The following is a 24,884-nucleotide window of genomic DNA, read 5'->3' on the forward strand; positions in this document are numbered from 1 at the left end:
TCGGCAAATCTAACAGGGGCCGCACCGAGGACTCCCGCGATTTGGAGCGAGCGTCCACGATCCGGACAGTGGCCGGCTCCCGGTGCGCCCGCCCGCTCCCCCACCCCGCCCTCCGCCCCGTCCCTGCCCACAGACCCGCGCCCCGTTCTGGTGCCCTGTCCTGGTGCCCTGTTCCAGCATCTTGGCCAGCACCTTGTCCCGGTGCCCTCCGCCTTCGGCCGCTCCGGGCCCTGCCGTCCCGGTGCCGTGAGCCCGGCACGGCGGCGTGGCGGGTCCCGGCGGACCGCCCATCCGGCGGACAATCGGCCCGTAGGCTGGTCCCAGCACCACCGGACGTGACGACCCAGCAGTTCCCCCAGCACAGGAGGTACCTGATCGTGGCAACCACCCGTACCGCTCGCACGGCCTGGGAAGGCAACCTGCTCAACGGCAAGGGCGTGGTGACGTTCGCCTCCTCCGGAATCGGCGAGTACCCGGTCTCGTGGCCGGCCCGGTCGGAGGAGCCCAACGGGAAGACCAGCCCCGAGGAGCTCATCGCCGCGGCGCACTCCGCCTGCTTCTCGATGGCGCTCTCGAACGGCCTCGCCGGCGCGGGCACGCCGCCCACCAAGCTGGACACCCAGGCGGACGTGACCTTCCAGCCCGGCAAGGGCATCACCGGCATCCACCTCACCGTGACCGGCGAGGTCCCCGGTCTCGACGACGCGGGCTTCACCAAGGCGGCCGAGGACGCCAAGGCGAACTGCCCGGTCAGCCAGGCCCTGACCGGCACCACCATCACCCTCACGGCCAAGCTGGCCTGAGCCGCTCCACTGCCGCACCGCACGCGGTCAGCACACCGGTCGCCCTCGGCCCCGTCTCACGACGGGTCACCGGGGGCGCCGTCGTGGGGGCCGCGTGCGCGGGCATGAGACGGCGTGAGACCACGTGAATCACCCTGCTCTCACAGAAACCTGACGAATCACCCTGGCGGCGGTCGTCCTTCCGGTCGCCTCCGGCCTATGATCGGCGGCGGTGGTCCGACCCCGGGATTCCCTCCCGGGTGCCGCTGGGCCTGTCGTGCGACGACGACCGGGCGAGGACGTGGAGCACCGCCGTACGGGCAACCGTCCGGATCAGCGTGAGCAGCGGACGGGAGCATGCCGTGCCGGGCCGGAACGAGGGTGTCGACGCACACCGCCTGGGCGTGCGGCACGAGGACTTTCCCCATGAACGGCTGAGCCGTCCGGACATGGTGCACGCGCCGCCGCAGTCCTCTCCGGACGTGCCGAACGGCGGGGGCCGTCGGCCGGAGCAGCTGCTCGCCGATCCCGTCCACATCCGGCTCCTCCGCGGCGGCGCGACACCGGGCGGCGACTCACCGCTCGTCTGCCCGACCTGCGCGACCCCGATCGGCGGGGGCACCGAACAGCTCCTGGCGGCCCTCGCGGCCAGCGAATCCCGGTTCCGCGCGGCGTTCGCGGACGCGGGTGTCGGCATGGCGCTGATCGGCACCGACGACCGGATCATCGAGGCCAACCCGGCCCTGGCGGCCATGCTCGGACGCAGTGCCGACGAGCTGGGCGACCTGCACGTGCACGAGCTCATCGACTCGGAGGACGCCCCGCAGCACCTCTTCAAGGAGCTCGCCGACGGTGCGCACGATCGGCTGATCCTGGAGCGGCGGCTGAGGCACCGAACCGGACGCTCGGTGTGGAGCAAGGTGACCGTCTCCCTGGTCCGCGACAGCGCGGGCAATCCGCTGTCCACCCTCGCGGTGGTCGAGGACGTCACCGAGCGGCGGATGCTGGGTGACCGCCTCGCCTACCAGTCGCTGCACGACCCGCTCACCCGCCTGCCGAACCGGACGCTCTTCTTCGAACGCCTGGAGGCCGCGTTCCTGGGCGCCGGAGGGATGGCCGACGCCGGACGTACCGGCGCTGCCGCAACCGCGGACGACCGGAGCGACCGCGACCGGCAGGACGGACCCTCGGACGGGACGGAGCGCCTCGACGGCTCCGCCCGGGGCGCTGGCTCTGCCGGAGGCCCGGACTCCGGCGTCGGCTCGGAGTCCGGCGGAGACCGGGGCCGGGGTGGGGACCGGATCGGACTCTGCTACCTGGACCTGGACAGCTTCGCCGCGATCAACGAGACCCTCGGCCACCACGTCGGCGACCAGCTACTGGTCGCCGTGGCAGCGAGGTTGGAGAAGGACTTCGGCCAGGACGAGGACAGGCTGGTGGCACGGCTGGGCGGCGACGAGTTCGCCGTGCTCGTGACGGGCAGCCAGGGCGCCGACCAGCTGACTTCGCTCGCCGCCCGACTGGTCGAGTCGCTGGAGCGCCCCTTCGAGGCCGGCGGGCACCACCTCGTCGTCACCGCCTCCGTGGGGGTCGTCGAGCGCCCGGTCGGCGGCACCTCGCCCACCGACCTGCTCAAGGACGCCGACTCGACCCTGTACTGGTCCAAGGCCGACGGGCGGGCCCGCTGGACGCTGTACGACCCGGCGCGCGGAGCCCACCAGCTCACCACCCAGAGGTTGGCGACGGCACTCCGGCCGGCCCTGGAACGCGGCGAGTTCGCGGTCGAGTACCAGCCCCTGGTGGGCCTTGCCGACGGGCTGGTCCACGGCGCGGAGGCCCTCGTCCGCTGGCGACACCCCGGTACGGAACGCTCTCCCCGGACCGCTTCATCCCGCTTGCGGAGGAGTCCGGCGCGATCGTTCCTCTCGGGAAGTGGGTCCTGGAGGAGTCGTGCCGTCAGGCCCGCCAGTGGCTGGCGGAATTCCCCGACCTGGAGATGTTCATCAGCGTCAACCTGGCGGCCAGACAGATCTGGGACTCCGACGTCGTGGCCGACGTCGCCGATGTCCTCGACCGCACGGGGCTGCCGGCCCGCCTGCTCCAGCTGGAGATCACCGAGAGCGCCCTCCTGGGCCCGGGCGGACGGCCGCTGCAGGCCTTGCAGGCCCTCGCTGACATGGGTATCCGGATCGCCATCGACGACTTCGGCACCGGCTACTCGAACCTCTCCTATCTCTCGCGGCTGCCCGTCCACGTGCTCAAACTCGACGGGAGCTTCATCGAGAGCTTCCGCGACCCGGCCGGACCGACGACCACGGGACCGGTGACAACGGGACCGGCGACCATCGCCTCCAGCCCCGCCGCTCCGGTGGTGGCCTCCGGTGCGGGCCGCCGGACCGACGCGGACGAGCAGATTGTCGGCGCAATGGTCCGGCTCGCCCATGCCCTCGGGCTCAGCGTGACGGCCGAAGGCATCGAGAACGAGGCCCAGGCAGAAAGGCTGCGTCTGACCGGCTGCGACACCGCACAAGGCTGGTACTTCGCCCGCCCCGGCGACGCCGACCGCGTGTCCGCGATGCTGCGCGAAGGCCGCTCACGCACCGACGGAACGGCAGACGGCCGACCGGTCACCGGCCCGGCGGCCCGCCTCAGCGACCGGTGAGTCCGTACGCCTCGGCGATCAGCCGGTACGAGCGCTGACGTGCCTCGTGCCCGTGGATGTGGGAGGTCACCATCAGCTCGTCGGCACCCACGCGCTTGCGCAACGCCTCCAAACCGTCGGCGACCTGCCCGGGGATCCGAGCACCACGTTCCCCAGCCAGGATTCGAGGAAGTCCGCCTCGACCGCTGTGTACGGATGCACGGCGGCCTCCTCCGGGGTGGGGATCGGCCCGGGCCTCCCCTGACGCAGCCGGAGCATGGCCAGCCCGGCGGAGCGGGCCAGCCGCAGCGCCTCCGGCTCGCCGTCCGCGGCCACCGCGCTGACCCCGATCAGCGCATACGGAGCGTCCAGGACCGCCGACGGGCGGAACGACGAACGGTAGAGATCAAGGGCCGGAACGGTGTTCGCCGCGCTGAAGTGGTGTGCGAACGCAAAGGGCAGACCCAGACTGCCCGCCAGGCGCGCGCTGAAGCCCGACGAGCCGAGCAGCCAGATCGGCGGCCGGCTCTCCCCCTGCGGAACGGCGCGCAGGCGGGCATAGGGGTGCCCGTCCGGGAAATCGCCGTCCAGGAAGTGCGTGAGCTCGGCCAACTGCTGCGGGAAGTCGTCGGCACCGTCGGCCAGCCCGCGCCGCAGGGCGCGGGCTGTCGCCTGGTCCGTGCCCGGTGCCCGCCCGAGGCCGAGGTCGATCCGCCCGGGATGGAGCGCTTCGAGCAGCCCGAACTGCTCGGCGATCGCCAACGGGGCATGGTTGGGCAGCATGACGCCACCGGAACCGAGCCGGAGGGTACGGGTGTTGGCTCCGAGATGTGCCAGCAGGACGGCCGGATTGGAGCTGGCCACGCCGGGCATGCCGTGGTGCTCAGCGACCCAGAAGCGGTGGTAGCCCCAGGCCTCGGCCCCTCGCGCGAGCTCCGTGGTCGCCGCAAGCGCCTCACCCGGGGTGTATCCATTCCCCACGGTGGCCAGGTCGAGGATGGACAGCGGGGCCGGGGCCGTCCCGCTGATCCGGCCGCGGACATCGTCCCGTGCCCCGGCTGCGGTGCCCCGGGTACTCGTACCGTCGTCTCCCGTGACGTCGGCTCCCGCGCCAGGGTTACTCGTAACGCCGGTGCCGGTCGCGCCGTCCTCCGCGTCGCCGGTCCGCTGGTCCTGGCTGGTCATGTCGTCCGTCCTCCTGATCACCTGGGCACGGGCCTGCTCACGCTGGACCGGCCCCAACCGTCGAACGACAACCCGTGGACGAACCTGTGTGTTCCCGGGCGGGACCTGCGGGTTCCCTCCCTGGTCCACCAGCCGGCATCGTCCTCCCGGACACGGGCTGGGCCGGAGGCCCTCGATGCACGGCCTGTCCTGCCCTGCCCTGCTGGCCGCTCTTCCGGTCTGCCGGGGAAGCCGGGGCACCCGATCCGCCCCGTGCTGGCGACTTCATGCCAGCGCCGAGGTTCGCCACGCCCTGAGGTCGCGTCAGATTCACGCATCGGGCAAAGTTACTGATCAGTGCGGAGCAGTCGGCCGCGCTCACGACGAAGGCCACCGAGCTGGACCAGCCCCGTGTGACCTGTGCGAGCCCCTGAAGCGGCACCCCGCTTCGGGGGCTCGCCGCATTTCCGGCGCCACGGCGCCACGCGCCGCCCTCGGCGGGGCCGGGGCGCGAACCCCGGCTCTCCCGGCTGGGCTCCGAGCCGGCTCGCCCCGGCGACGACCCGGCGCGGACGAGCAGAGGCGGGTGGGCAGAGGTAAGGATGCTGTGCGGATGCGTGTGAGGCCGCCCACAAGGGGGGTGCTTCACGGCATGAAAGGTCGAGTCGCTAGCGTTACTCCCCGCAGCACTGCTCTCTCCTGGGCGGTCTGGAGGGAGTACCACCTTGGACGCCGCAGCGGTGTTGGGCCCGTCATGGATCTGCGCCTTGGCGCTGTGTGCCGTGCTCGGTGACGCCTTCCTGCCGTTTCTGCCCAGTGGCACCCTGGTGATCCTTGCCGTCCTCCGGACGTCCGACATGGACGGAGCGCCCGTCCTGCTCGCGCTCGGCGTCGCCATCGCCTCCTTTCTCGGCGATCTCATCCTGCTGCGACTGGCCCGCAAGGGCGCACCCGCCCTGCACCGCAGGCTTGCGCGGCGGCCGGAACTCGCCGCCAGCGTGGAGCGTCTGCAGGAGAGCCTGGCCCAACGAACGACCAGGACAGCAGCGTTCATCGTGATCATCGCCAGGTTCGTCCCGGCGGGGCGCACCATCCTCGATCTGGCTGTCGGCCACTCCCCCGCCGCACCTCGCGTCTTCCTCCGCTGGTCGGCCCTGGCCGCCGTCGTATGGGCGTCCTACATCGTCAGCCTGGGCTGGCTGAACAGCCACTGGTTCAACACCGCCTGGCTGAGCATGGCCGTCTCGTGCGCCGCCGCCAGCTTGATCAGCACCACGGTCGCCCGCCTGGTGCGGCGCCGGCGGCGCGCCCTCGTCGCGGCCTGAGATCGGATCCGGCCGCCGGAATCCGCGGCGCGGGGGATTTCCGGGAACGGGCGACGTAGCGGACGGATGACCCGCTCATGCCGACCGCCCCGGTCGGAGAGCTGACGGTTCGCCACCGCAACAGTTGAGGTCACAGCGCGGGGCGCGCCGGAGGACCGCCCGGACGGACCTGTCAGGGCTGTGTTTTCGGTCTCATTCGATGCCCTCGGAACGGTCGGCTGCAGCAGGACTCTGTCTCAGGACAGCAACAGAGCGCCAGGTGAGGGAGCCGCAGCCATGTGGATGGCGTGGTGGCTACCGGGTGGGTACGGCGTTGCACGACCACGGCGCGCGCGTGACATCCTTGGGCAGCGAAACAGATCAATTGTCCGAATTTGTCGGCGCCGCAGCGGGTGTCGCCGAGGAGCCGCTGCGAGCCACGAGCGCGCGGACACCACTGGTAGGGGAGACCATGAGCAGCATCTCTCGCAGGGCTGTGCTGAGTGCCGGTGCAGCCACCGCGGCACTGGGGGCCGTCGCCGCTTGCTCCAGCAACGGTTCCACGTCGCGGGACTCGGGCGGTGGTCCGGGCAGCGGCAACGGCGGCACGGGGACTCCCGCTGGTACGGGCAAGCCTGTACAGGGGACTCCGCTGGGCGACGGTTCGAACTCCGACACGGGGAGTCAGCCCAACCAGCCCAAGCCGGAGAAGCTCAAGCCGGGTGAGCAGCCTCCCCAGTTCGTCGTGTTCTCGTGGGACGGCGCCGGAGCGACCGATGACGGCCAGTTCAGCCGGTTCCTCAAGCTCGCGGAGCAGTACAAGGCCTCGATGACCTTCTTCCTCTCCGGCATCTACACCCTGCCCAAGGAGAAGTCGGGCCTCTACCACCCCCGCGGCACTCCGTGGGCGCGTCGGACATCCCCTTCCTGTCCTCGGGAGCCGTCCGCAACACGATCAAGCTCATCAGCCAGGCCTGGCTGGCCGGCCACGAGATCGGCACCCACTTCAACGGTCACTTCTGCTCGACCCGGAGTGACGGCAACGGTGTCAACAAGTGGTCGCCGGAGGACTGGGAGAGCGAGATCCAGCAGGCCGTCTCGTTCGTGACGCAGTGGCGGACCAACACCGGTTTCACGGACGTCGACCCGCTGCCCTTCGACTACAAGAAGGAGCTCATCGGCGGCCGCACTCCTTGCCTGGAGGGCCAGAAGGCGCTGCTGCCGACCGCCGCCAAGCTCGGCTGGAAGTACGACGCGAGTTCGCCGGGCGGCATCCAGATATGGCCGCAGAAGGTCCAGGACGGGAAGATCTGGGACTTCCCCTACAGGGGATCCCGTTCCCCGGCCACAGCTTCCAGGTGCTGTCGATGGACTACAACATCCTCGCCAACCAGTCCCACGGCACCACCAAGGGTGATCCTGCCAAGTACGGCGAGTGGCGCGACCAGGCCCGCGACGCCTACCTCGCCGGCTTCAACCGGGCGTACACCACGAACCGCGCGCCTTTCTTCATCGGCAACCACTTCGAGCAGTGGAACGGCGGTATCTACATGGACGCCGTCGAGGAGACGCTGAAGACGATCGCCGGGAAGCCCGACGTGCGTCTCGTGTCCTTCCGGCAGCTGGTGGAGTGGCTGGAGGTGCAGGACCAGTCGACGCTGCGCAAGCTCAGGACGCTGGGTGTGGGCAAGGCACCGTCCGGCGGCTGGGAGACGTTCCTCGGCACCGCCGGCTGACCACCGGAGCGCGGCCGCTCGGCGGGCGACCACCAACTCCGCCCTCCCTCACCCGACGCCGTGTCAGGCCGGTTGGGGGAGGTGCGTCGTCGGCCGCCGATGGGAGCGAGGAGTCGTGCTGCAACGACGGAAGCGCCCACCGCTGTGCCGATGATCGAGTAGTGGTTCGTGTCGGGTACCCGCTCGGTCCGCACGCGGGACTCGTCCAGAGCCGCCCGTGCGGGCCGGTCCGCGTCGCACATGCCCTGCGGCTCGTCGAGAAGGCCGCGCTCCGCCCACAGCAGTTCAGCCGGACAGGGCAGTCGGTTGACGGCCGTCGCCGCGTCCACGTCCACGTCCACGTCCAGGAGTGCCTCGCGGCCGTCCTGGCGGATCGCCTCGGGCACCCAGGAGTACCGGTACGCGGCGGGGAGTCGTCGCCGGATCCGTGGTTGGCCTCCACGACGTGCACCACCCCTCTGTCACACCGGCTCGGAACGGCATCACCGGCCGGCGCGGCCACCGCAGAGGGCAGCCGCACCGGCCGGTGATGTTCGTCCGTCGGCGCGGTCGGGACGGAGGCGGCGCCCGCCCCTGTCCCGCGCCCGACGACTACGCCTTCAGGTTCGGGATCCGCCAGTCGATCGCCTCGGTGCCGAACTCCTCAAGAGCGCTGTTGATCTGCGAGAACGGCCGGCTGCCGAAGAACAGCTTCGCGGAGAGCGGCGACGGGTGTGCTCCCTGCACCACGACGTGGCGCGAGGTGTCGATGAGGGGGAGCTTCTTCTTGGCGTAGTTGCCCCAGAGGACGAAGACCACCGGCTCGGCGCGGTCGCTGACCGCCTTGATCACGGCGTCGGTGAACTTCTCCCAGCCCTTCGCCTTGTGCGAGTTGGCCTCGTGGGCGCGGACGGTGAGCACCGCGTTGAGCAGCAGCACGCCCTGCTCGGCCCAGTGCATCAGGTAGCCGTTGTCCGGGGCGGGGATGCCGAGGTCGGCGTCCAGCTCCTTGAAGATGTTGCGCAGCGACGGCGGCGTCTTGGTGCCGGGCAGCACGGAGAAGCTCATGCCGTGCGCCTGGCCGTCGTCGTGGTACGGGTCCTGGCCGAGGACGAGGACGCGGACCTTGTCGTACGGCGTCGCCGCCAGCGCGGAGAACTCCTGGCCGGCCGGCGGGAACACCTGGTGCTCGGCCCGCTCGCCCGCCAGGAAGGCGGCCAGTTCGGCGAAGTACGGCTTGCCTGCCTCGTCCGCCAGCACCTCCTGCCAGCTCTCGGGCAGTTCGATACCGGCGCCCGCGGCCGTCTCAGCCAGATCCGTCACGACAAAACCTCCCACCGGCCGCGCCGCACCGCGCAGCGGCCGCCTCCGACCTATGACTTCCAACGACCTGAACGCTACACACCCGGACCGACAGCTCGCACCGACGGAACACCGACGGACCGACCGATGACGGCACCCGGCCGAAGCATCCCCGGGTCAGCGCAACTCCGGGGCGAGGCACTGGTCAGACCCGACGGGCCCGCCCTCCCGTGCCTGGGCCCTGCGGACCCGCACGTGTTCCGTGACGTTGAGGGCCACCATGACCACGGCGAGGACGGCCAGCGCGGCAAGTGCGGGCAGCCGCACCATGAGCGGCAGGAGCAGCAGCACCGCGACGGCGGCGGCAAGTCTGGTCGGGGAGATCGTTCCGAACATCATCCGTCGGGTGTAGCTGAAGGACAGCAGATAGAGCGCGCAGCCTCCGTACAGCAGTCCGAGGGTGCCGATGCCGAGGGCCCGGCCCGGTTGGGCCACGGTTTCGCCGAAGCCGACGGCCACCGCGATCACGCCCGCGATCAGCAGCAGGTGTCCGTAGGAGAACACCCAGCGGATCATGTCGCGGCGCGAGGCCGCGGTCTCCACCGCGAACCTCATGGCGTCGGAGGCGAAGCCGAAGTAGAGCCACCACAGCGCGCAGGAGATCACGAACGCGACGGCCACCGAGAGCAGTTGGGCCGGGTGCAGCCGGCCCTCCGCCACGGGTGCGCCGATGCCGACGATGGACTCGCCGAGGGCGACCAGCAGGAAGAGCCCGAAGCGTTCCGGCAGGTGGCCGGGGTGGTAGGTGACGTTCGCGAGCCGCCTGCGGAATACCAGAGGGGCCGCGAGGTCGCAGAACGCGGCCACGGCCCAGAGCAGTTCACGGGCCGGGCTGTCCAGGAGGCCGCCGACGAGCATCGCCGGGCCACTGATCGCGGCGCCCACCCCGTACGGGCCGCGCCAGACGCCCGGGACTTCCCGGAGCAGCCACAGCAGCACCAGCCGGGCACCCCAGTACCCAGCGCCGAAGAGCACGCCACGCGCCCCGTAGGCGCCCGGCAGGGCGAGGGCCATGAACAGGCCGCCGAGGCCGACGGCGAAGATGCCGATGCGGTCGCGAGGGCTGTCCACGTCACGGATGTTGGCCTGAACGGTGGTGCCGACCCAGCACCAGTAGACCGGCGCGAAGGCCACCAGGGCCTGTCCGATCCCCGCCGCGTCGTGGTGGTGGTGCAGCAGTTGCGACACCTGCGTCACGGCGAAGACGAAGACCAGGTCGAAGTAGAGCTCCGCCCAGGTGACCCGCTTCTCCTGCGGCAACGTGTCCGTCACCGGTCCTCCCCAAGAACGGCACCGACTGACTGCACTGCACAACTGCACTACACAAATGAACTGCACAATTGAACTTCACGAGCGCACCGCACCGCACCGGTGAACCCCGCTGCTGCACCGCACGACCGGGTGCTGGAGGCCATCGGACGTGCGGCGCACCCGGCCGGCCGGCAGCAGGGCCGTCGACCGGGGCGCCGCACGTCCGGCTGCGGAAGGCGTCAGATCTCGTCGATCAGATCGGCGATCGACTTGACCACGCGGGTCGGCCGGTACGGGAAGCGCTCCACGTCGGCCGGGGCGGTGAGCCCGGTCAGCACGAGGATGGTCTCCATGCCGGCCTCCATGCCCGAGACCACGTCGGTGTCCATCCGGTCGCCGATCATCGCGGCGGTCTCCGAGTGGGCGCCGGCGGTGTTGAGCGCCTCGCGCATCATCAGCGGGTTCGGCTTGCCGACGAAGTAGGGCTCGACGCCCGTCGCCTTGGTGATCAGAGCCGCGACCGAGCCGGTGGCCGGCAGCACGCCCTCGGGCGACGGACCGGTCTCGTCCGGGTTGGTGCAGATGAACCGGGCACCGGCGTTGATCAGCCTGATCGCCTTGGTCAGCGCCTCGAAGCTGTAGGTGCGGGTCTCGCCGAGGACGACGTAGTCCGGATCCTTGTCGGTCAGGATGTAACCCGCCTGGTAGAGCGCGGTGGTCAGGCCGGCCTCGCCGATCACGTAGGCCGTGCCGCCGGGCCGCTGGCTCTTCAGGAACTTGGCGGTGGCCAGGGCGGAGGTCCAGATGCACTCCTCCGGCACCTCCAGCCCCATCCCGGCGAGCCGGGCGCTGAGGTCGCGGGGGTGTAGATGGAGTTGTTGGTGAGCACCAGGAACGGCTTGCCGGATGCGCGCAGACGCCGGAGGAACTCCTCGGCGCCGGGGATCGGCGTGCCCTCATGGATGAGGACACCGTCCATGTCGGTCAGCCAGGACTCGATGGGCTTGCGGTCTGCCACGTGCGTTTCTCCCGAGGTCGTACCAGGTCGTACCAGGTCGTGCGAGGGTCGTACTTGAACTGCACCCCTCCGCCCGGGGCCGGACCGGGCCGTGCCGCGACGTGTGGGGGTCCTGCCGGCTGCCCCAACGGCACCAGCCTAATCCGCACACCTGCCCCAACGGCAGTACGTCCCGCCCAGCGGACTCGCACGCTCCTGTTCGGGGTTCTCCCGGCCTCCGCGCCCTCCTGTACGGCCAGGCCCGCCGACCCGGCCGCCACCGTGCCGGCCCGGCCCGCCTGGCCGCACCCGGCCGCTCCTCAAGCTCTCCTTAAGCCGCCCCTAACGGCACCGGGCGAGCCTCAACTTCCTTGCACACCAAGGCTAGCGTGCAGGCACAGCGCCACCGTCACCCCCGAGGAGCAGCCCTCATGCCCGCTCGCCCGATCGCCCGCCGAAGGGTCACCACCGTCGCCGGCATCCTGTCCGGCTTCGTGCTCTCCGGCACGCTCGGCTCCGGCACCGCCGCCGCGCACGGTTCGATGCAGAACCCGCTCAGCCGCGTCGAGGGCTGCTACCTGGAGGGCCCGGAGCACCCGAAGTCGGCCGCCTGCACCGCCGCCATCGCCCTCGGCGGCACCCAGGCGATGTACGACTGGAACGGCGTCCGGATCGGCAACGCCGACGGCCACCACCAGCAGCTGATCCCGGACGGCCGGCTGTGCAGCGCCGACAACACCGAGTTCGCGGGCCTGGACCTGCCGCGGGCCGACTGGCCGGCCACCAACCTCACGGCCGGCTCCGGCTTCACCTTCCGGTTCCGGGCCACCGCACCCCACCGCGGCACCTTCCGGCTGTACGTCACCAACCGGACGTACAAGCCGTCGTCGCCACTGGGCTGGTCCAACCTGGAGTCGACGCCGTTCCTGACCGTCACCGACCCGCAGCTGGTCGACGGCCAGTACGTCCTGCCGGGCCGGATCCCCGCCGGGCTGACCGGCCGCCAGCTGATCTACGCCATCTGGCAGCGCTCGGACAGCCCCGAGGCCTTCTACTCCTGCTCCGACGTGGTCTTCGACGGCAGCGGCAGCACCGCCGGCACGGCGGCCCTGCCGGCGGCCGGCAGCGGGGTCCAGCACGTGCACGACGCCTCACCCGCCGCCGCCCAGGCCGGCGGCGCGGGTACCGCCACCACCGGCCCTGCGGGCAGCGGCGACAAAGCGTCCACGGCGGCACGGTCCACCGGCGCGGCGACGAACCCCGCCGCCGTGGCGGCCGCGGCACCGGCGACCGCACCCGCCGCAGCGCAGCTCGCGCAGACCGGCACCGACCGCGCCACCGGTCTGCTCGCCGCGGTCGGGACAGCCTTCCTGCTGTCCGGCGCCGTGATCGCCGTCCTGCACCGCCGCCGCACCCGGGCGGCCCACACGCGCTGACCCGTGGGCCGACGCGGGCCGTGGTTGAGTGGAGGCATGAGCTCCGAGCCCCGCGCCCCGTTCCGCGTCGGCCTGATCGGCTACGGCCTGGCCGGCTCCGCCTTCCACGCCCCGCTGATCGCCACCACCCCAGGACTGCAGCTGGCCGCGGTGGTCACCGCCAACCCGGACCGCCGCGACCAGCTGCGCCGAGCACACCCCGGCGCCCAGCCCCTCGACACCCCCGAGCAGCTCCTGGACAGTGCCGACGACCTGGACCTCGTCGTCGTCGCCTCCCCCAACCGCACGCACGTCCCGCTCGCGAAGGCCGCGATCGAGGCCGGCCTCGCCGTCGTCGTCGACAAGCCGCTGGCCGGCACCGCCGCCGAGGCGGCCGCACTGTGCGACCTCGCCGAACGCTCCGGAACCCTGCTGTCCGTCTTCCAGAACCGGCGCTGGGACGGCGACTTCCTCACCGCCCGCCGCCTCGTCGAGGGCGGCGCCCTCGGCCGGGTGCACCGCTTCGAGTCCCGGTTCGAACGGTTCCGTCCCAAGCCGAAGGCGGGCTGGCGCGAGCTCGCCGACCCCGCCGAGATCGGCGGCACGCTGTACGACCTCGGCAGCCACCTCGTCGACCAGGCCCTCACCCTCTTCGGCCCCGCCGAGACCGTGTACGCGGAGATCGAGACCCTCCGGGACGGCGCGGCCGTCGACGACGACGCTTTCATCGCCCTCGCCCATGAGTCCGGCGTCCGCTCCCACCTGTGGACCAGCGCCCTCGCCCCGCTCGGCGGCCCACGCCTGCGCGTCCTCGGCGACACCGCGGGCTACGTCAAATTCGGGATGGACCCGCAGGAGGAGGACCTCAGGGCGGGCCGCCGCCCGGACGACGGCCGCCCCTGGGGCGCCGACGACCCGATCGCGTACGGCACCCTCGGCACCGACGACGCCGCCGAGCGCACCCCCACCGAACCGGGCGACTACCCCGCCTTCTACGCAGGCATCGCCGCATCGCTCGCCACCGGCGCCCCGCCACCCGTCGACCCGCGCGACGCCGTCGCCACCCTCGCCGTCCTCGAAGCCGCCCGCGGCTCCGCCGCCACCGGCACCGTCGCCCGGATCGGCTGACCCACCGGACACCCCGCAGAACGCCAAGGGGCCGACCACGCGAACGCGGTCGGCCCCTCGGAGTGGTTGCTGGTCAGCGGGCGTACGGGTTGTTGCCGCCCGACTGCGGCGGCGTCCCCTGCGGCGGCTGGGGCGGGAACCCGCCCTGGACCGGCGGCTGCTGACCGTACGGAGGCTGCTGGCCATAGGGCGCCTGCGGCTGCCCGTAGGCCTGCTGGGGCGGCTGCTGACCGGGGAAGCCGCCCGGGTACGGCTGCTGCTGCGGCGCTCCCGGGTATCCGCCGGGAACGGCACCGGCGACGGGCGCCGGCGAGGCCGAACGGTTGCGCCGCGAGACCAGCACGATCACGATCACGGCCACCACGACGAGCACACCGACGCCACCGAGGATCAGCCCCATGCTCGACCCGCCCCCGGAGGAGGACGACCCCGCCGCCGGCTGCGACCCGGTGGGCGGAACCGCCTGCGAGGGAGTCTGCCCGCCAGTGCCGGTGGTGGGCGTGGCCGCACTCGACGGCGCCGCCGCCTGAGCCAGGGGAAAGACGTCCGCCGGGCCCGGGTCCCCGGGAGTCGTCAGCGCGATTCGCGGACGGACGGCGCCGTAGCCGACGAAGTCGCTGCGCTCCTGAGGACTGCTGGCGGTGTTGATCAGGACGCGCAGGACCTGATTGTTGGTCCAGTCCGGGTGCAGGGACCAGAGCAGAGCAGCGGAGGCGGAAGCCAGCGCAGAGGAATCCGACGTGCCGTGCGTCTTGCAGTAGCCTGAAGGACCTGTGCACGCGGTGTAGATGTCCACTCCAGGTGCTGACAGCGCAACCTGGGAACCGTGCTCGGACTCTGCCGTGGCCTTGCCGTCCCGCCCGGTGGCCGCCACACCGACGACTCCCGGCATGCCTGCTGGATAGTCGAGCTCATTACCCGAGTCTCCGCTGTTGCCTACCGCTGCGAAGACCAGACTGCCTCGCGAGTTGGCATGATCGACAGCCGACTTCAGGCCGTCGACCTCCGCTTTGCTCAGTCCGCGCGCATTGATGCCCTGGGAGAGATTGATGATCTTCGCTCCCCGATCGGCAGCAAGAGCAATGGCTCGATTCATCTGCTCGATATAGGTCGCCCCGTCAGCCCTGGTGTTGATCTTTATTGGGAAGATCTTGACCCCGGGAGCCAACCCAAAAGCTCCCTTGCCACCAAGCCCCTTGCCGGTTCCGGCGATCTCGGTCGAGATACCTGTCCCGTGCCCCACAGGATCGGTGGTCACTCCGCCAGTCAGACCGCTGAGGTCCTCACCTGCGAGCACCTGTCCCTGAAGGTCCGGCACATCGGACTTGACCCCACTGTCGATGACGGCCACTGTGATCCCGGCCCCTGTGGTCGTCTGCCACATATCGGGAGCATGCATGGCATCCAAATGCCACTGCTGCTCACGAATGGAGTCAACGCCGAAGGCCGGTGCAGCAGATACACCGACACCTACAACCACCGTCGCCAGCAACGCCGCGAACCGCCGCCCCCGTACTCCCGTGCCCGTTCGCCGCATCACACTCTCCCTCACCTCGGCGTTGTTCCCATTACACAGACGTGCCCGGCCACGGGTGCGTTCCTGTGGCCGGGCAATCGACCTGAGTCCTACTCAATCACGCCCGGGTTGACCTGCCCCGTACCGGATGTCCAGGTGTCCTCGTCCTCGACCAGGTAGTCGGGGCGGTTGCGGTTGTTCTTGTCCTTCTTTCCGGCCGCGCCGCCGTGGGCGCCGCCCATGCCACCCTGCCCCGAGCGTCCGTCGGCACCGCGTTCGGCACGGCCGCGCAGACCGGTACCGCCCTGGGTGAACTCGCCACCCGCTGCAGGACCACGGCGCCCGCCGACCGCTCCTCCGGAGCGACCGACCAGGCCACCACCGGCGCGCGAGCCGCCGGCGCCGCCCTTGGCGCCGCCGCCCATGCCACCGAGATGCGGCATGTTGCCGGAACCCGGCGCACCGGCCTTGCCCGCCTGGCCTGCGGCCGTTCCCGCAGCACCGCCGGACCGACCGCCCGCTCCGGCAGCTCCACCGGAGCCCGTACCTCCGGATCGACCGGCGCCGCCGGCACTGGTGGTGCCACGGCCTCCACCGAGCCCACCGCCACCGCCGAGCCCACCGGGGAGGCCGCCGATCATGCCGCCTCCACCGCCGAGGCCACCGCCGCCGAGACCGCCGCCACCGCCACCGAGCGGCCCGCCACCGCCGAGGCCGCCACCGCCACCCGGGCCCGGCAGGGTCGCGCCGGGGCCGGACGGGTTAGGCAGGGTCGGGGACGTCGGCAGGTGGTCGATGCCGGTGCTGGGCCCATGCCCACCAGGAACCGGAACAGGCGCCGGGACGGGCCCCGGGCTGACCGGCGCGGGATGCGTGGACGACGGCGGCGAGTAGTTCGGCGCCGACGGCGGGCTGTACGGCGTCGGGTTCGGCCGGTAGCTGCCGCTCCCGGCGGCCCCGCCGCCGGTACCGCCAGTGCCGCCACCGACCGACACGTCTTCGCTACCGTACTTTTCCCTAGCACCCGGCGGGGGCGGGAAGACCGGCGGCTGGGCCGAGCCGAGGCGGGAGACCGACTCGTCGTAGGACTGGCCCAGCTTGGTCATCTGCTGGACGGCGTCCTGGTGGGCCTGGGTGACGCGCTGCTGGGCAGCCTTGTACTCGCTCTCGGAGACCCAGTTGGGGTCGACCACGTCGGCGACCTTGTCGGCGCCCATGTAGCCGCCGAGCATGCCGACGGGGCCCGCGACGACGCCCAGGACGCCGCCGGCGACCTTGAGGGTCTTGTTCGGCTGGCCCTCGTAACGCTGGACGGTCTCGATGTCCGAGGTCGGGACCTCGGGCATGCCCGACTTGACCTCGCTGAGCGTCTCGCCCGCGGAGGCCATGTACTGACCCGCGTTGCGCGAGTACGAGGCGAGGTCCATCGTCGACTGGGAGACCTTGCCGCCCCAGCCCTTGAAGCTGTCGGCGGCGTCACCCTGCCAGTCGAGCCCGCTCATGTGGGCGTGCAGGTCGTTGCTGATCTCGTCCATCTTCTGGGCGGCGAGCAGCAGTCGCTGGCCGACCTGCATGACGGCCACCGGGTCCGCCTGCTCGACCATGCCCACGAGTTCCTCGTGGCTGGTGTCGCCGAAGTTGGTGCATCCGATCGTCCCGTGGTTGATGCGGACGAAGCGCTTCTCTACGGCCATTGTTCGTTCCCCCTCTCCGAAGCCGGAGTGATCATCAGTAGCTGGTCTGCTGCGAGGTGCTGCCCGCGGCCGGCGCCGGGTTCGACGCCGTGTACGCCACCGGCTGGGCGTAGGAGCCGCCGCCGGCGGCCTGGGAGCGCACCGATCCGGCCGGGGGCTGGCTCGCCTGGTCCCCTGCCTGGTTGAGGATCGTCTGGAACTTGGTGCGCTGCTCCTCGTCGGCGTTGTCGTAGCCCTTGGCCGCCATGTCGATGCTGGCGCTCATCGCCTCGATCTGGAGGAGAGCGTCTTGGACAGCTGTTCGAGATTGGCGTGCACGGTGTTGTACGCGCTGAGCAGGTCGCCTGCCTGGCCGAAGTTCTGGCCGAGCTGCCAGGACTGCAGCTGCTGCTGGGAGACCTGGCCGTGGCTCGCGGGCGAGCCGTCGAGGTCGGCGAGCAGTGCGTCGACCTTGTTCTTGAACGTCTGCAGGTTCTCGACCTCGACCTTGACGGCCTGCGCGCCGACCTGCCCGGTGAGCGCCTGGGACTGCGCGACCATCGCCGCGGTCTGCGCCGCCGTCACCGTGGAGACGACGTTGTAGAAGATGCCGGACGTCCCGCCGCCACCACCGCCGCCACCGGCTGCTGCCTCGTTCACAGTCGATCAACCTCCCCCGTGCACGACCGGCCCGCCGCGGCCCGCCGTGTCTCCACTACTCATCTCCCGTACCCCGCGGACGGGGCATTCCTGCGTATGCGGCCGGTCGCGCCGCCGACCGACGACAGCAACCGCCACCCGTAACATAGCGCCCATCGCCGACTGCCCGTCAGGGGCCCTCCGTCGAGGGGCCGGTATCGGTACGTACCTGTCACCTCGCACACACAACAACGGGCCCTCCCGGAGGCTTCCCCGGACGCCTCCCGGTCACTTCTCCGGTCACGTACCATCGATGGCGACAGACCGTTGGCACGCCCGAGGAGGCCGAGAGCATGTCCGTGACCGCACTGCTGCTCGCCCTCGTCCGGCTGCTGACCGGGGACCTGCTGCTCGGTCCCGGGGCACTGACCACCGTTGCCGCGGCGGCCGCCCTGGTCCTCGTCGCGGGCGCCGTGGCGGGCACGCTCGCCGCCGCACGGCTGCTCGGGGCACGCGCTCCGGCCGCCGTCCGGGACGGTGTGCTGCGCAGGCAGGCGTTCGGTACGGCCTTCCTCCCGCAGCGGGATCCGGACGCCCGGGGCCGCCGGCGTCCCAGGGCGCCCGGGGCGGCCCCGGCGGCCGCCGCGTAGCGACGCGCACGCACCCGTCCCGACCTTCCCCCGCCCGGCCGCCGGCCCGTGCTGCTGCACGCGCCCCGGCGCCTGCCGCCGGGTGGGCCAGGGACGCCCCGTCCGCGCTCGTCCACGCCCGGCCGCCCTTCGCCGTCCACCGTTTCGACGAGGCCCCGGAGGGTCCGCTCCCCCATGTCCCTGTTCGCCGTGCTCGACCCTGCCGTCCGCCTGGCCCACGACGCGGTCTCCGCGCTCGCCCAGGCCGTCCCCACCGCGCTCGCCGTGGTCCTGTTCACCGTGGCCGTCCGGCTGGCCCTGCATCCGCTGGCCCGGGCGGCGGCCCGCGGGGAGAAGGCCCGGCTGCGGCTGGCCCCACGCGTCGCGGAGCTCCAGCGCACCCACAAGGGCCGCCCGGAGAAGCTCCGGGCGGCGCTCGCCGAGCTGTACCGGGCCGAGCGGACCTCGCCGCTGGCCGGGATCCTGCCGATGCTGGTGCAGATCCCGTTCTTCTCGGTGATGTACCGGCTCTTCACCACCCCGAACGATCTGCTCGGCCACACCCTGGCCGGAGTCCCGCTCGGGCTGCACGTCGGCGACGCGCACGGGCCGGCGCAGCTCGTGGTCTTCGCGGGGCTGTACGCGGCGCTGGCCGCGGTCGGCTACGCCGGCTTCCGGCGGGCGCGCCGGGCTGCCGCCGGCGGCAGCCCGGCACCGTCCGCGGGCTCCGCCCCCGCCGGGGCACCCGTCCGGGTGCCGGGGGCGCGCTGCTGCCGTACCTGTCGTTCGGCACGGTGCTGTTCGCGGCATTCGTCCCGCTCGCGGCGGGCCTCTACCTGCTCACCACCACCGCCTGGACGGCGGCCGAGCGGGCCTGGCTGCACCGGGAGACGCCGGGCGGCGCCGCCCCGGTGCGGCCGGTCGCCACGACCGCCTGACCACCGCCGCCTGACCCCCGCCGCCTGACCCATAACGGCGCGGGCGGCGGGAGCGGCAGCAGTCGGCAGCAGCGGTCAGCGGCCCGGCCAGGCGGCGAGGTACGCGTCGATCTCGCCGTCGAGCCGGGTCTTGCCGGCCGGGTCCAGGAAGGACGCCTCGACGGCGTTCTTCGCCAGCGCGGCGACGCCGGTCTCGTCCAGGCCGAGCAGGCGGGCGGCGACGGCGTACTCGGTGTTGAGATCGGTGCCGAACATCGGCGGGTCGTCGCTGTTGACGGTGACCAGCAGCCCCGCGTCGACCATCTGCCGGATCGGGTGGTCCTCCATCCGCTCGACGGCGCGGGTCGCGATGTTGGAGGTGGGGCAGACCTCCAGCGGGATGCGGTGCTCGCCGAGGTGGTCGAGCAGCGCCGGGTCCTTGACCGCCTGGGTGCCGTGGCCGATCCGTTCGGCGCCGAGGACCCGCAGCGCGTCCCAGACGGTCTCGGGGCCGGTGGTCTCACCGGCGTGCGGGACGCTGCGCAGGCCGACGGCGCGGGCCCGGTCGAAGTAGGGCTTGAACTGGGGGCGGGGCACGCCGATCTCCGGGCCGCCGAGGCCGAAGCTGACCAGGCCCTCGGGGGCCAGGTCGACGGCGAGGCGGGCGGTCTCCTCGGCGGCTTCGAGGCCGGCCTCGCCGGGGATGTCGAAGCACCAGCGCAGGACGACGCCGAGTTCCTTCTCGGCGGCGTGCCGGGCGTCCTCGATGGCCTCCATGAACGCGCCGTCGGGGATGCCGCGGCGGGTCGACGAGTAGGGGGTGATGGTCAGCTCGGCGTAGCGGATCTGCTGGCGGGCCATGTCCTCGGCGACGCCGTAGGTGAGGGCCCGGACGTCCTCCGCGTCGCGGATCAGGTCGACGACGCTCAGGTACACCTCGATGAAGTGCGCGAAGTCGGTGAAGGTGAAGTACTCGGCGAGCGCGGCCGGGTCGGCCGGCACCTTGGTGCGGCCCTCGTGCCGGGCGGCCAGCTCGGCCACCACCCGGGGTGAGGCCGAGCCCACGTGGTGGACGTGCAGTTCCGCCTTCGGCATCCCGGCGATGAACGCCTCGATCCCGCTCTTGCCCGTGCCCTCAGCCACCGCTACTCCCTTGTCAACTCGCGTAGACCTCGCATGCTATCCAAGCCGCTGGGCCGCGCCCGGGACGCCCGCGGGGCGGCTCGCCCCGCGCTGCGCCGCCGCGGCACCGGGGATCACCCGCCCAGCGCCAGCGCGACGGTGTGGATCAGCAGTCCGGCGGCAGCGCCGACCACGGTGCCGTTGATCCGGATGAACTGCAGGTCGCGGCCCACGTTGGCCTCGATCTTGCGCGAGGCGTCGTCGGCGTCCCAGCCTGCCACGGTGTCGGAGATCAGGGCGGTGATCTCCTCCCGGTAGGTGTCGACGACGTAGGCGGCGGCGTCCTGGAGCCAGCCGTCGGCCTTGGCCTGGAGGCGGGTGTCGGTGGCGAGGCGGGCCCCGAAGCTGCGCAGGCCGTCGCGCAGGCGGCGGCGCAGTTCGCTGTTCTCGTCCTCGGCGGCGCCGAGGACGAGGGTCCGCACGGCGGCCCAGGAGGAGGCGATGAGGTCCTGCACCTCCTGGCGCTGGAGCAGGTCGGCCTTGGCGCGCTCGACGCGGGCGATGGTCTCGGGGTCGTGCTGGAGCTCGGCGGCGAAGTCGGCGAGGAAGTTGTCGACGGCGCCGCGGGCGGGGTGCTCGGGGTCGTCGCGGATGTCGGTGACGAAGCGCATCAGTTCCTTGTAGACGCGCTCGCCGACCTGGTGGTCGATGAACTTCGGGGTCCAGCCGGGGGTCTTCTGGGTGACCCGCTGGACGATGTCCTCGTGGTGCTCGGTGAGCCAGTGGTGGACCCGGACGGCGAGCAGGTCGACGACACCGTGGTGGCCGCCGTCGGCGACGACCTTGCCGAGCAGCCGTCCGGCGGGCTCGGCGACGGGGTGGCGGCGGCGCGCCGGGTGACGGCTTCGGCGACGACGGCCTGGACGTCCTCGTCGCGGAGCACGGCTATCACGCCGCGGAGGGCGGCCGCGGCCTCCCGGGTGACGCGTTCGGCGCTGCCGGGCGCGGCGAGCCACTCGCCGAGCCGGCGGGCCACACCGATCGCGTCGAGCCGGGCGCGGACGACCGACGGGGAGAGGAAGTTGTCTCCGACGAAGTCGCCGAGCGACTTGCCGAAGACGTCCTTCTTGGTGGGGATGATCGCGGTGTGCGGGATGGGGAGGCCGAACGGCCGGCGGAAGAGGGCGGTGACGGCGAACCAGTCGGCGAGGGCGCCGACCATGCCGGCCTCGGCGGCCGCCGCGACGTAGCCGGCCCAGGCGCCCGCACCCGCCGCGTCCGCCCAGGTGGCCAGGGCGAACACGACGGTGGCGAAGGCCAGCAGGCCGGTCGCGATGGTCTTCATCCGCCGAACGCCCTGCCGCTTGCGTTCGTCGGCCTCGGTGAAGCTGACGCCGGTGCCGCGGGCGGGGCCGCCGGCCCCGCCCGGCGTGCCGCTCCGCGGTCCGGGGTCCGTCCCGGTGCTCTGTTCGACGCTCACCCGGACAGTCTGCCCCGCGGCGCCCGGCTGTCACGTGCCCCCCGCTGATCCCGTGTCGGGGCGTCCGGCGGGCACCCGGTGGGCGGACGGCCGGGTGGGGGTCAGCCGATGGAGGCACCCGCGTACATCCGGGCGATCACGTCCTCGATGGCGGGCTCGCGGACGGAGAGGTCGGCGAGCGGGTAGCGGGCGGCGATCGCGGCGACGATCGGCGCGGCGCTGTCCCGGCTGGGGAAGGCCAGCCACTGGCGGGGTCCGTCGACCTTGACGGTGCGCGCGCCCGGCACCTCGATCGGCGGGGCGGGCACGGCCAGGTCGACGACCAGGGTGCGTTCGCTCTCGCCGGTGGCGTGCAGTCCGTCGAGGTCGCCGTCGTGGACGACCCGGCCGTGGTCGATGACCATGACGCGGTCGCAGAGCTGTTCGATGTCGGTCAGGTCGTGGGTGGTGAGCAGGACGGTGGTGCCCTCCGCCGTGTTGACCTCGCGCAGGAACTGCCGGACTCTGGCCTTGCTGACGACGTCGAGGCCGATGGTGGGTTCGTCGAGGTAGAGCACCCTCGGGTCGTGCAGCAGGGCGGCGGCGAGGTCGCCGCGCATCCGCTGGCCGAGCGAGAGCTGCCGGACGGGGGTGTCGAGCAGGCCGCCGAGGTCGAGCAGCTCGACGCACCGGTCGAGGTTGGCCCGGTAGCGGGCGTCCGGGATGCGGTAGATGCGGCGGGCGAGTTCGTAGGAGTCGCGCAGCGGCAGGTCCCACCAGAGGGTGGTCCGCTGGCCGAAGACGACCCCGATCCGGCGGGCGAGGTGGACGCGGTCGCGGGCGGGGTCGACGCCGGCGACGCGGAGCCGGCCGCCGGTGGGCACCAGGATGCCGGTGAGCATCTTGACGGTGGTCGATTTGCCGGCGCCGTTGGGGCCGATGTAGCCGACGCACTGACCGGCGTCGATGGTGAAGGTCAGGCCGTCGACGGCGGTGACCTCGCGGCGTTCGCGGCGGAACCGGCCGGTCCTGGCACGGACGGTGAAGGTGCGGCGGACGTCGTCGAGTTCGATGAGCGGGGACATGGCAGGGCTCCTTCTCTCCGGGGTGGTGACGGGGTGACGGGATGACGAGTGACGGGGTGACAGGCCCGGTCGGGGCGGGCGGGGCCGGCGGGATGGTCGGGACGGGCGGGACGGTCGGGACGGGCGGGGCCGGTCAGCTCCCGGTGCCCTGGTAGGCGCGCAGGCCGGCGCGCCAGGCGAGGCCGGCGGCGAGCACGCAGAGCGCGGCGGCCAGCGGCGAGGCGTACTGGAAGGCGGTCGGCAGGCCGAGCGGGTCGGGCCGGCCGAGGACGCGAAGGGCGGGCAGCCAGTTGACGAAGGCCAGCGGGAGGCCGAAGACGGTGCCGGCCACGAGTTCCTTGGCGAAGACGGTCGGCGGGTACTGCAGCAGGGTGGCGCCGCCGTAGGTGAAGGAGTTCTGCATCTCGCGGGCCTCTCCCCACCAGAACTGCACCGCGGAGAAGCCGACGAAGACGCTGCCGAAGATGATGCTGCCGAAGACCGGCATCACCGCGACGAGCAGGACGCGGTCGGCCGTCCAGTGCACGGGCAGCGCGGTGAGCGACCAGGCGAGGACGGCGGCGGCCTGGACCGTCCGGCCGAGGCGGCGCAGCGAGAAGCGTTCGGCGCAGAGCTGGGCGAGGACGGGGGCGGGCCGGATGAGCATGGTGTCGAGGGTGCCGGCGCGGATCCGGTCGCCGAGCGCGTCGACCGAGCCGACGAAGAGGTTGGCGATGCCGAGGGCGAGGGCGGAGGTGCCGTAGAGGAAGCCGAGTTCGGGCAGGGTCCAGCCGCCGAGGGTGGCGGTGTGACGGAACATCAGGACGATGACCACGAAGTCGAGGGAGGTGGTGGCGGTGTTGGCCAGGAGCATGAGGACGAAGGACGTCCGGTAGGACAGCAGGGCCCTGGTCCACATGGCGGCGGTCAGCCACCAGACGCGGGCGGCCCAGCGGGCCCGGGCGACGTGGCCGGGGCGGCGCGCCGGGGGCGCGGCGGGGCCGTGCAGCAGGTCAGCCACCCTGCACCACCACCTTCCGGGTGGCGGCCGCGAGGACGGCCCGGCCGAGCGCGACCAGGGCGAGGGCCCAGGCGAGCTGGAAGGCCAGACCGGTGGCGGCGGCCGGGCCGGTGCGGTGGCCGAGCAGGATGTCGGCGGGGATCTGGATCAGACCGGAGAAGGGCAGCACGGCGGCGGCGGTGCCGAGCGGGCCGGGGAAGAGGGTGATCGGCAGCAGCATGCCGGAGAAGAACAGCGTGACGACCAGGACGAGGGCCCGGACGCCGTCGGAGTCGTGCAGCCAGAAGCCGGTGAGCGCGACGAGGAACCGCAGGCCGAAGCTGACGACGACGGCGAGCAGCACGGAGAGCAGGAAGGCTCCCCAGACCAGCGGGTCGCGCGGGATGCGGAGGTGGAAGGCGAGCGCGCCGGCGAGTGCGGGGGCGATACCGCGGGCGAGCAGGTGGAAGGCGGCCCGGCCGAGGTCGCCGGCGAGCCACCAGCCCTGGAAGTCGACCGGCCGGTAGAGGTCGATCGCGATGTCGCCGGTGCGGAAGCGCTCCTGGATGTCGTCCTGGAAGCCGCCGCCGAAGACGGCGACGGTGGCCAGCAGGGCCTGGCTGATCCAGATGAAGGTGACGGCCTGGGCGGTGTCGTAGCCGCCGAGGCCGGGGCGGGCGCGCCAGAGGGCGAGGAAGGTGTAGGCGAGGACGAAGCCGAAGACGGTGTTGGTGAAGGCGCCGGCGAGGGTGGCGGCGCGGTAGGTGGAGTAGCGGCGGAAGGAGCCGGCCGCGACGGCCCGGTAGAGGGCGGGGCTCCCGGCGGCGGGGGGCGGGGCGGGGTCGGCCGTGGGTTCGGGGGCGGTCCGAGCTGCACCGATGTCGCCATGATGTCTCCTTGTCGACTTTCTGTCGCACGGGTCTGTGCGCATGCGGACGAGGCCGTACCCCGGGCACCGGGGCAGGCCGGAACAGCTCCGACCGGCGGACCCCCGGGGGTGCGGGGCGGCGGGCGGAGCTGGCTGTCGATTGCTGCGCTATGCGGTTGTCACCTTTCACCGTAGCGCCCGCGGATCGGCACCGCACGGGAATTCGGCACGCCGGGGC

Annotated in this window: 16 protein-coding genes and 5 pseudogenes; 8 read left to right on the forward strand and 13 right to left on the reverse strand. The window is 72.3% G+C overall.

The window, feature by feature from the left end:
• Positions 1–377 precede the first annotated feature (377 nt).
• Both ABEB13_RS15925 and ABEB13_RS15930 read left to right on the forward strand, forming a co-directional pair.
• Positions 378–803, forward strand: coding sequence for an OsmC family protein (locus ABEB13_RS15925; RefSeq protein ID WP_345706042.1), 426 nt, complete (start codon positions 378–380; stop codon positions 801–803).
• Between the two features lie 494 nt (positions 804–1,297).
• Positions 1,298–3,444, forward strand: a pseudogene (locus ABEB13_RS15930) (putative bifunctional diguanylate cyclase/phosphodiesterase).
• Here the strand turns inward: ABEB13_RS15930 and ABEB13_RS15935 are convergent.
• Positions 3,431–4,608, reverse strand: a pseudogene (locus ABEB13_RS15935) (LLM class flavin-dependent oxidoreductase). The pseudogenes ABEB13_RS15930 and ABEB13_RS15935 overlap by 14 nt on opposite strands.
• A 746-nt stretch (positions 4,609–5,354) precedes the next feature.
• On the opposite strand from ABEB13_RS15935, the gene ABEB13_RS15940 reads away from it, so the two are divergent.
• Positions 5,355–5,912, forward strand: a complete 558-nt coding sequence (locus tag ABEB13_RS15940; protein WP_345706043.1) for a DedA family protein — start codon at positions 5,355–5,357, stop codon at positions 5,910–5,912.
• Positions 5,913–6,363: 451 nt separating this feature from the next.
• A pseudogene (locus ABEB13_RS15945) lies at positions 6,364–7,627 on the forward strand (polysaccharide deacetylase family protein).
• Positions 7,628–8,218: 591 nt separating this feature from the next.
• Here ABEB13_RS15945 and ABEB13_RS15950 read toward each other — a convergent pair.
• The 3 genes and pseudogenes from ABEB13_RS15950 to ABEB13_RS15960 all read right to left on the reverse strand — a co-directional run bounded on the left by ABEB13_RS15950 (position 8,219) and on the right by ABEB13_RS15960 (position 11,237).
• Positions 8,219–8,929, reverse strand: coding sequence for a uracil-DNA glycosylase (locus ABEB13_RS15950; protein WP_345706044.1), 711 nt, complete (start codon positions 8,927–8,929; stop codon positions 8,219–8,221).
• Positions 8,930–9,085: 156 nt separating this feature from the next.
• The gene (locus tag ABEB13_RS15955) at positions 9,086–10,240 is read right to left on the reverse strand and encodes a low temperature requirement protein A (RefSeq protein ID WP_345706045.1); all 1,155 of its coding nucleotides are present in this window, start codon (positions 10,238–10,240) and stop codon (positions 9,086–9,088) included.
• Between the two features lie 218 nt (positions 10,241–10,458).
• A pseudogene (locus tag ABEB13_RS15960) lies at positions 10,459–11,237 on the reverse strand (HAD-IIA family hydrolase).
• 410 nt (positions 11,238–11,647) lie between these two features.
• Between ABEB13_RS15960 and ABEB13_RS15965 the strand changes: the two are divergent.
• Both ABEB13_RS15965 and ABEB13_RS15970 read left to right on the forward strand, forming a co-directional pair.
• Complete coding sequence (locus ABEB13_RS15965; RefSeq protein WP_345706046.1) at positions 11,648–12,652, forward strand: lytic polysaccharide monooxygenase auxiliary activity family 9 protein; 1,005 nt, start codon at positions 11,648–11,650, stop codon at positions 12,650–12,652.
• 36 nt (positions 12,653–12,688) lie between these two features.
• The gene (locus ABEB13_RS15970) at positions 12,689–13,759 is read left to right on the forward strand and encodes a Gfo/Idh/MocA family oxidoreductase (protein WP_345706047.1); all 1,071 of its coding nucleotides are present in this window, start codon (positions 12,689–12,691) and stop codon (positions 13,757–13,759) included.
• Positions 13,760–13,832: 73 nt separating this feature from the next.
• On the opposite strand, the gene ABEB13_RS15975 is transcribed toward ABEB13_RS15970, so the two are convergent.
• The 4 genes from ABEB13_RS15975 to ABEB13_RS15990 all read right to left on the reverse strand — a co-directional run bounded on the left by ABEB13_RS15975 (position 13,833) and on the right by ABEB13_RS15990 (position 17,608).
• Complete coding sequence (locus ABEB13_RS15975; RefSeq protein ID WP_345706048.1) at positions 13,833–15,251, reverse strand: S8 family serine peptidase; 1,419 nt, start codon at positions 15,249–15,251, stop codon at positions 13,833–13,835.
• A gap of 134 nt (positions 15,252–15,385) precedes the next feature.
• A complete protein-coding gene (locus ABEB13_RS15980; RefSeq protein ID WP_345706049.1) occupies positions 15,386–16,969 on the reverse strand; it encodes a WXG100 family type VII secretion target in 1,584 nt (527 codons plus the stop codon).
• Positions 16,970–17,003: 34 nt separating this feature from the next.
• Positions 17,004–17,234, reverse strand: a complete 231-nt coding sequence (locus ABEB13_RS15985) for a hypothetical protein (protein ID WP_345706050.1) — start codon at positions 17,232–17,234, stop codon at positions 17,004–17,006.
• Entirely contained in the window at positions 17,231–17,608 is a 378-nt protein-coding gene (locus ABEB13_RS15990; RefSeq protein WP_345706051.1) for a hypothetical protein, read from the reverse strand. The genes ABEB13_RS15985 and ABEB13_RS15990 overlap by 4 nt, the downstream gene beginning before the upstream one ends.
• A gap of 332 nt (positions 17,609–17,940) precedes the next feature.
• Between ABEB13_RS15990 and ABEB13_RS15995 the strand changes: the two genes are divergently transcribed.
• Both ABEB13_RS15995 and ABEB13_RS16000 read left to right on the forward strand, forming a co-directional pair.
• The gene (locus ABEB13_RS15995; RefSeq protein WP_345706052.1) at positions 17,941–18,237 is read left to right on the forward strand and encodes a DUF6412 domain-containing protein; all 297 of its coding nucleotides are present in this window, start codon (positions 17,941–17,943) and stop codon (positions 18,235–18,237) included.
• Positions 18,238–18,411: 174 nt separating this feature from the next.
• Complete coding sequence (locus tag ABEB13_RS16000; protein WP_345706053.1) at positions 18,412–19,182, forward strand: YidC/Oxa1 family membrane protein insertase; 771 nt, start codon at positions 18,412–18,414, stop codon at positions 19,180–19,182.
• Between the two features lie 47 nt (positions 19,183–19,229).
• Here ABEB13_RS16000 and ABEB13_RS16005 read toward each other — a convergent pair whose 3' ends face one another.
• From ABEB13_RS16005 to ABEB13_RS16025, 5 genes and pseudogenes are all read right to left on the reverse strand, one after another.
• The gene (locus ABEB13_RS16005; RefSeq protein ID WP_425559965.1) at positions 19,230–20,228 is read right to left on the reverse strand and encodes an adenosine deaminase; all 999 of its coding nucleotides are present in this window, start codon (positions 20,226–20,228) and stop codon (positions 19,230–19,232) included.
• 161 nt (positions 20,229–20,389) lie between these two features.
• A pseudogene (locus ABEB13_RS16010) lies at positions 20,390–21,735 on the reverse strand (DUF445 domain-containing protein).
• A 101-nt stretch (positions 21,736–21,836) separates the two neighbouring features.
• Entirely contained in the window at positions 21,837–22,799 is a 963-nt protein-coding gene (locus tag ABEB13_RS16015) for an ABC transporter ATP-binding protein (RefSeq protein ID WP_345706055.1), read from the reverse strand.
• Positions 22,800–22,932: 133 nt separating this feature from the next.
• The gene (locus tag ABEB13_RS16020) at positions 22,933–23,799 is read right to left on the reverse strand and encodes an ABC transporter permease (protein WP_345706056.1); all 867 of its coding nucleotides are present in this window, start codon (positions 23,797–23,799) and stop codon (positions 22,933–22,935) included.
• Entirely contained in the window at positions 23,792–24,709 is a 918-nt protein-coding gene (locus tag ABEB13_RS16025) for an ABC transporter permease (protein WP_345706057.1), read from the reverse strand. The genes ABEB13_RS16020 and ABEB13_RS16025 overlap by 8 nt, the downstream gene beginning before the upstream one ends.
• Positions 24,710–24,884: the final 175 nt, after the last annotated feature.

The organism is Kitasatospora paranensis (genome assembly GCF_039544005.1).
Classification (GTDB): Bacteria; Actinomycetota; Actinomycetes; order Streptomycetales; family Streptomycetaceae; genus Kitasatospora; species Kitasatospora paranensis.

Excerpts from the sequence above, each read along its gene's own strand:
- ABEB13_RS15995 (WP_345706052.1), top strand. The coding sequence starts at position 17,941 with ATGTCCGTGACCGCACTGCTGCTCGCCCTCGTCCGGCTGCTGACCGGG.
- ABEB13_RS15965 (WP_345706046.1), top strand. The coding sequence starts at position 11,648 with ATGCCCGCTCGCCCGATCGCCCGCCGAAGGGTCACCACCGTCGCCGGC.
- ABEB13_RS15980 (WP_345706049.1), bottom strand. The coding sequence starts at position 16,969 with ATGGCCGTAGAGAAGCGCTTCGTCCGCATCAACCACGGGACGATCGGA.
- ABEB13_RS15970 (WP_345706047.1), top strand. The coding sequence starts at position 12,689 with ATGAGCTCCGAGCCCCGCGCCCCGTTCCGCGTCGGCCTGATCGGCTAC.
- ABEB13_RS16000 (WP_345706053.1), top strand. The coding sequence starts at position 18,412 with ATGTCCCTGTTCGCCGTGCTCGACCCTGCCGTCCGCCTGGCCCACGAC.
- ABEB13_RS15985 (WP_345706050.1), bottom strand. The coding sequence starts at position 17,234 with ATGAGCGCCAGCATCGACATGGCGGCCAAGGGCTACGACAACGCCGAC.
- ABEB13_RS16015 (WP_345706055.1), bottom strand. The coding sequence starts at position 22,799 with ATGTCCCCGCTCATCGAACTCGACGACGTCCGCCGCACCTTCACCGTC.
- ABEB13_RS16005 (WP_425559965.1), bottom strand. The coding sequence starts at position 20,228 with ATGCCGAAGGCGGAACTGCACGTCCACCACGTGGGCTCGGCCTCACCC.
- ABEB13_RS16025 (WP_345706057.1), bottom strand. The coding sequence starts at position 24,709 with ATGCGCACAGACCCGTGCGACAGAAAGTCGACAAGGAGACATCATGGC.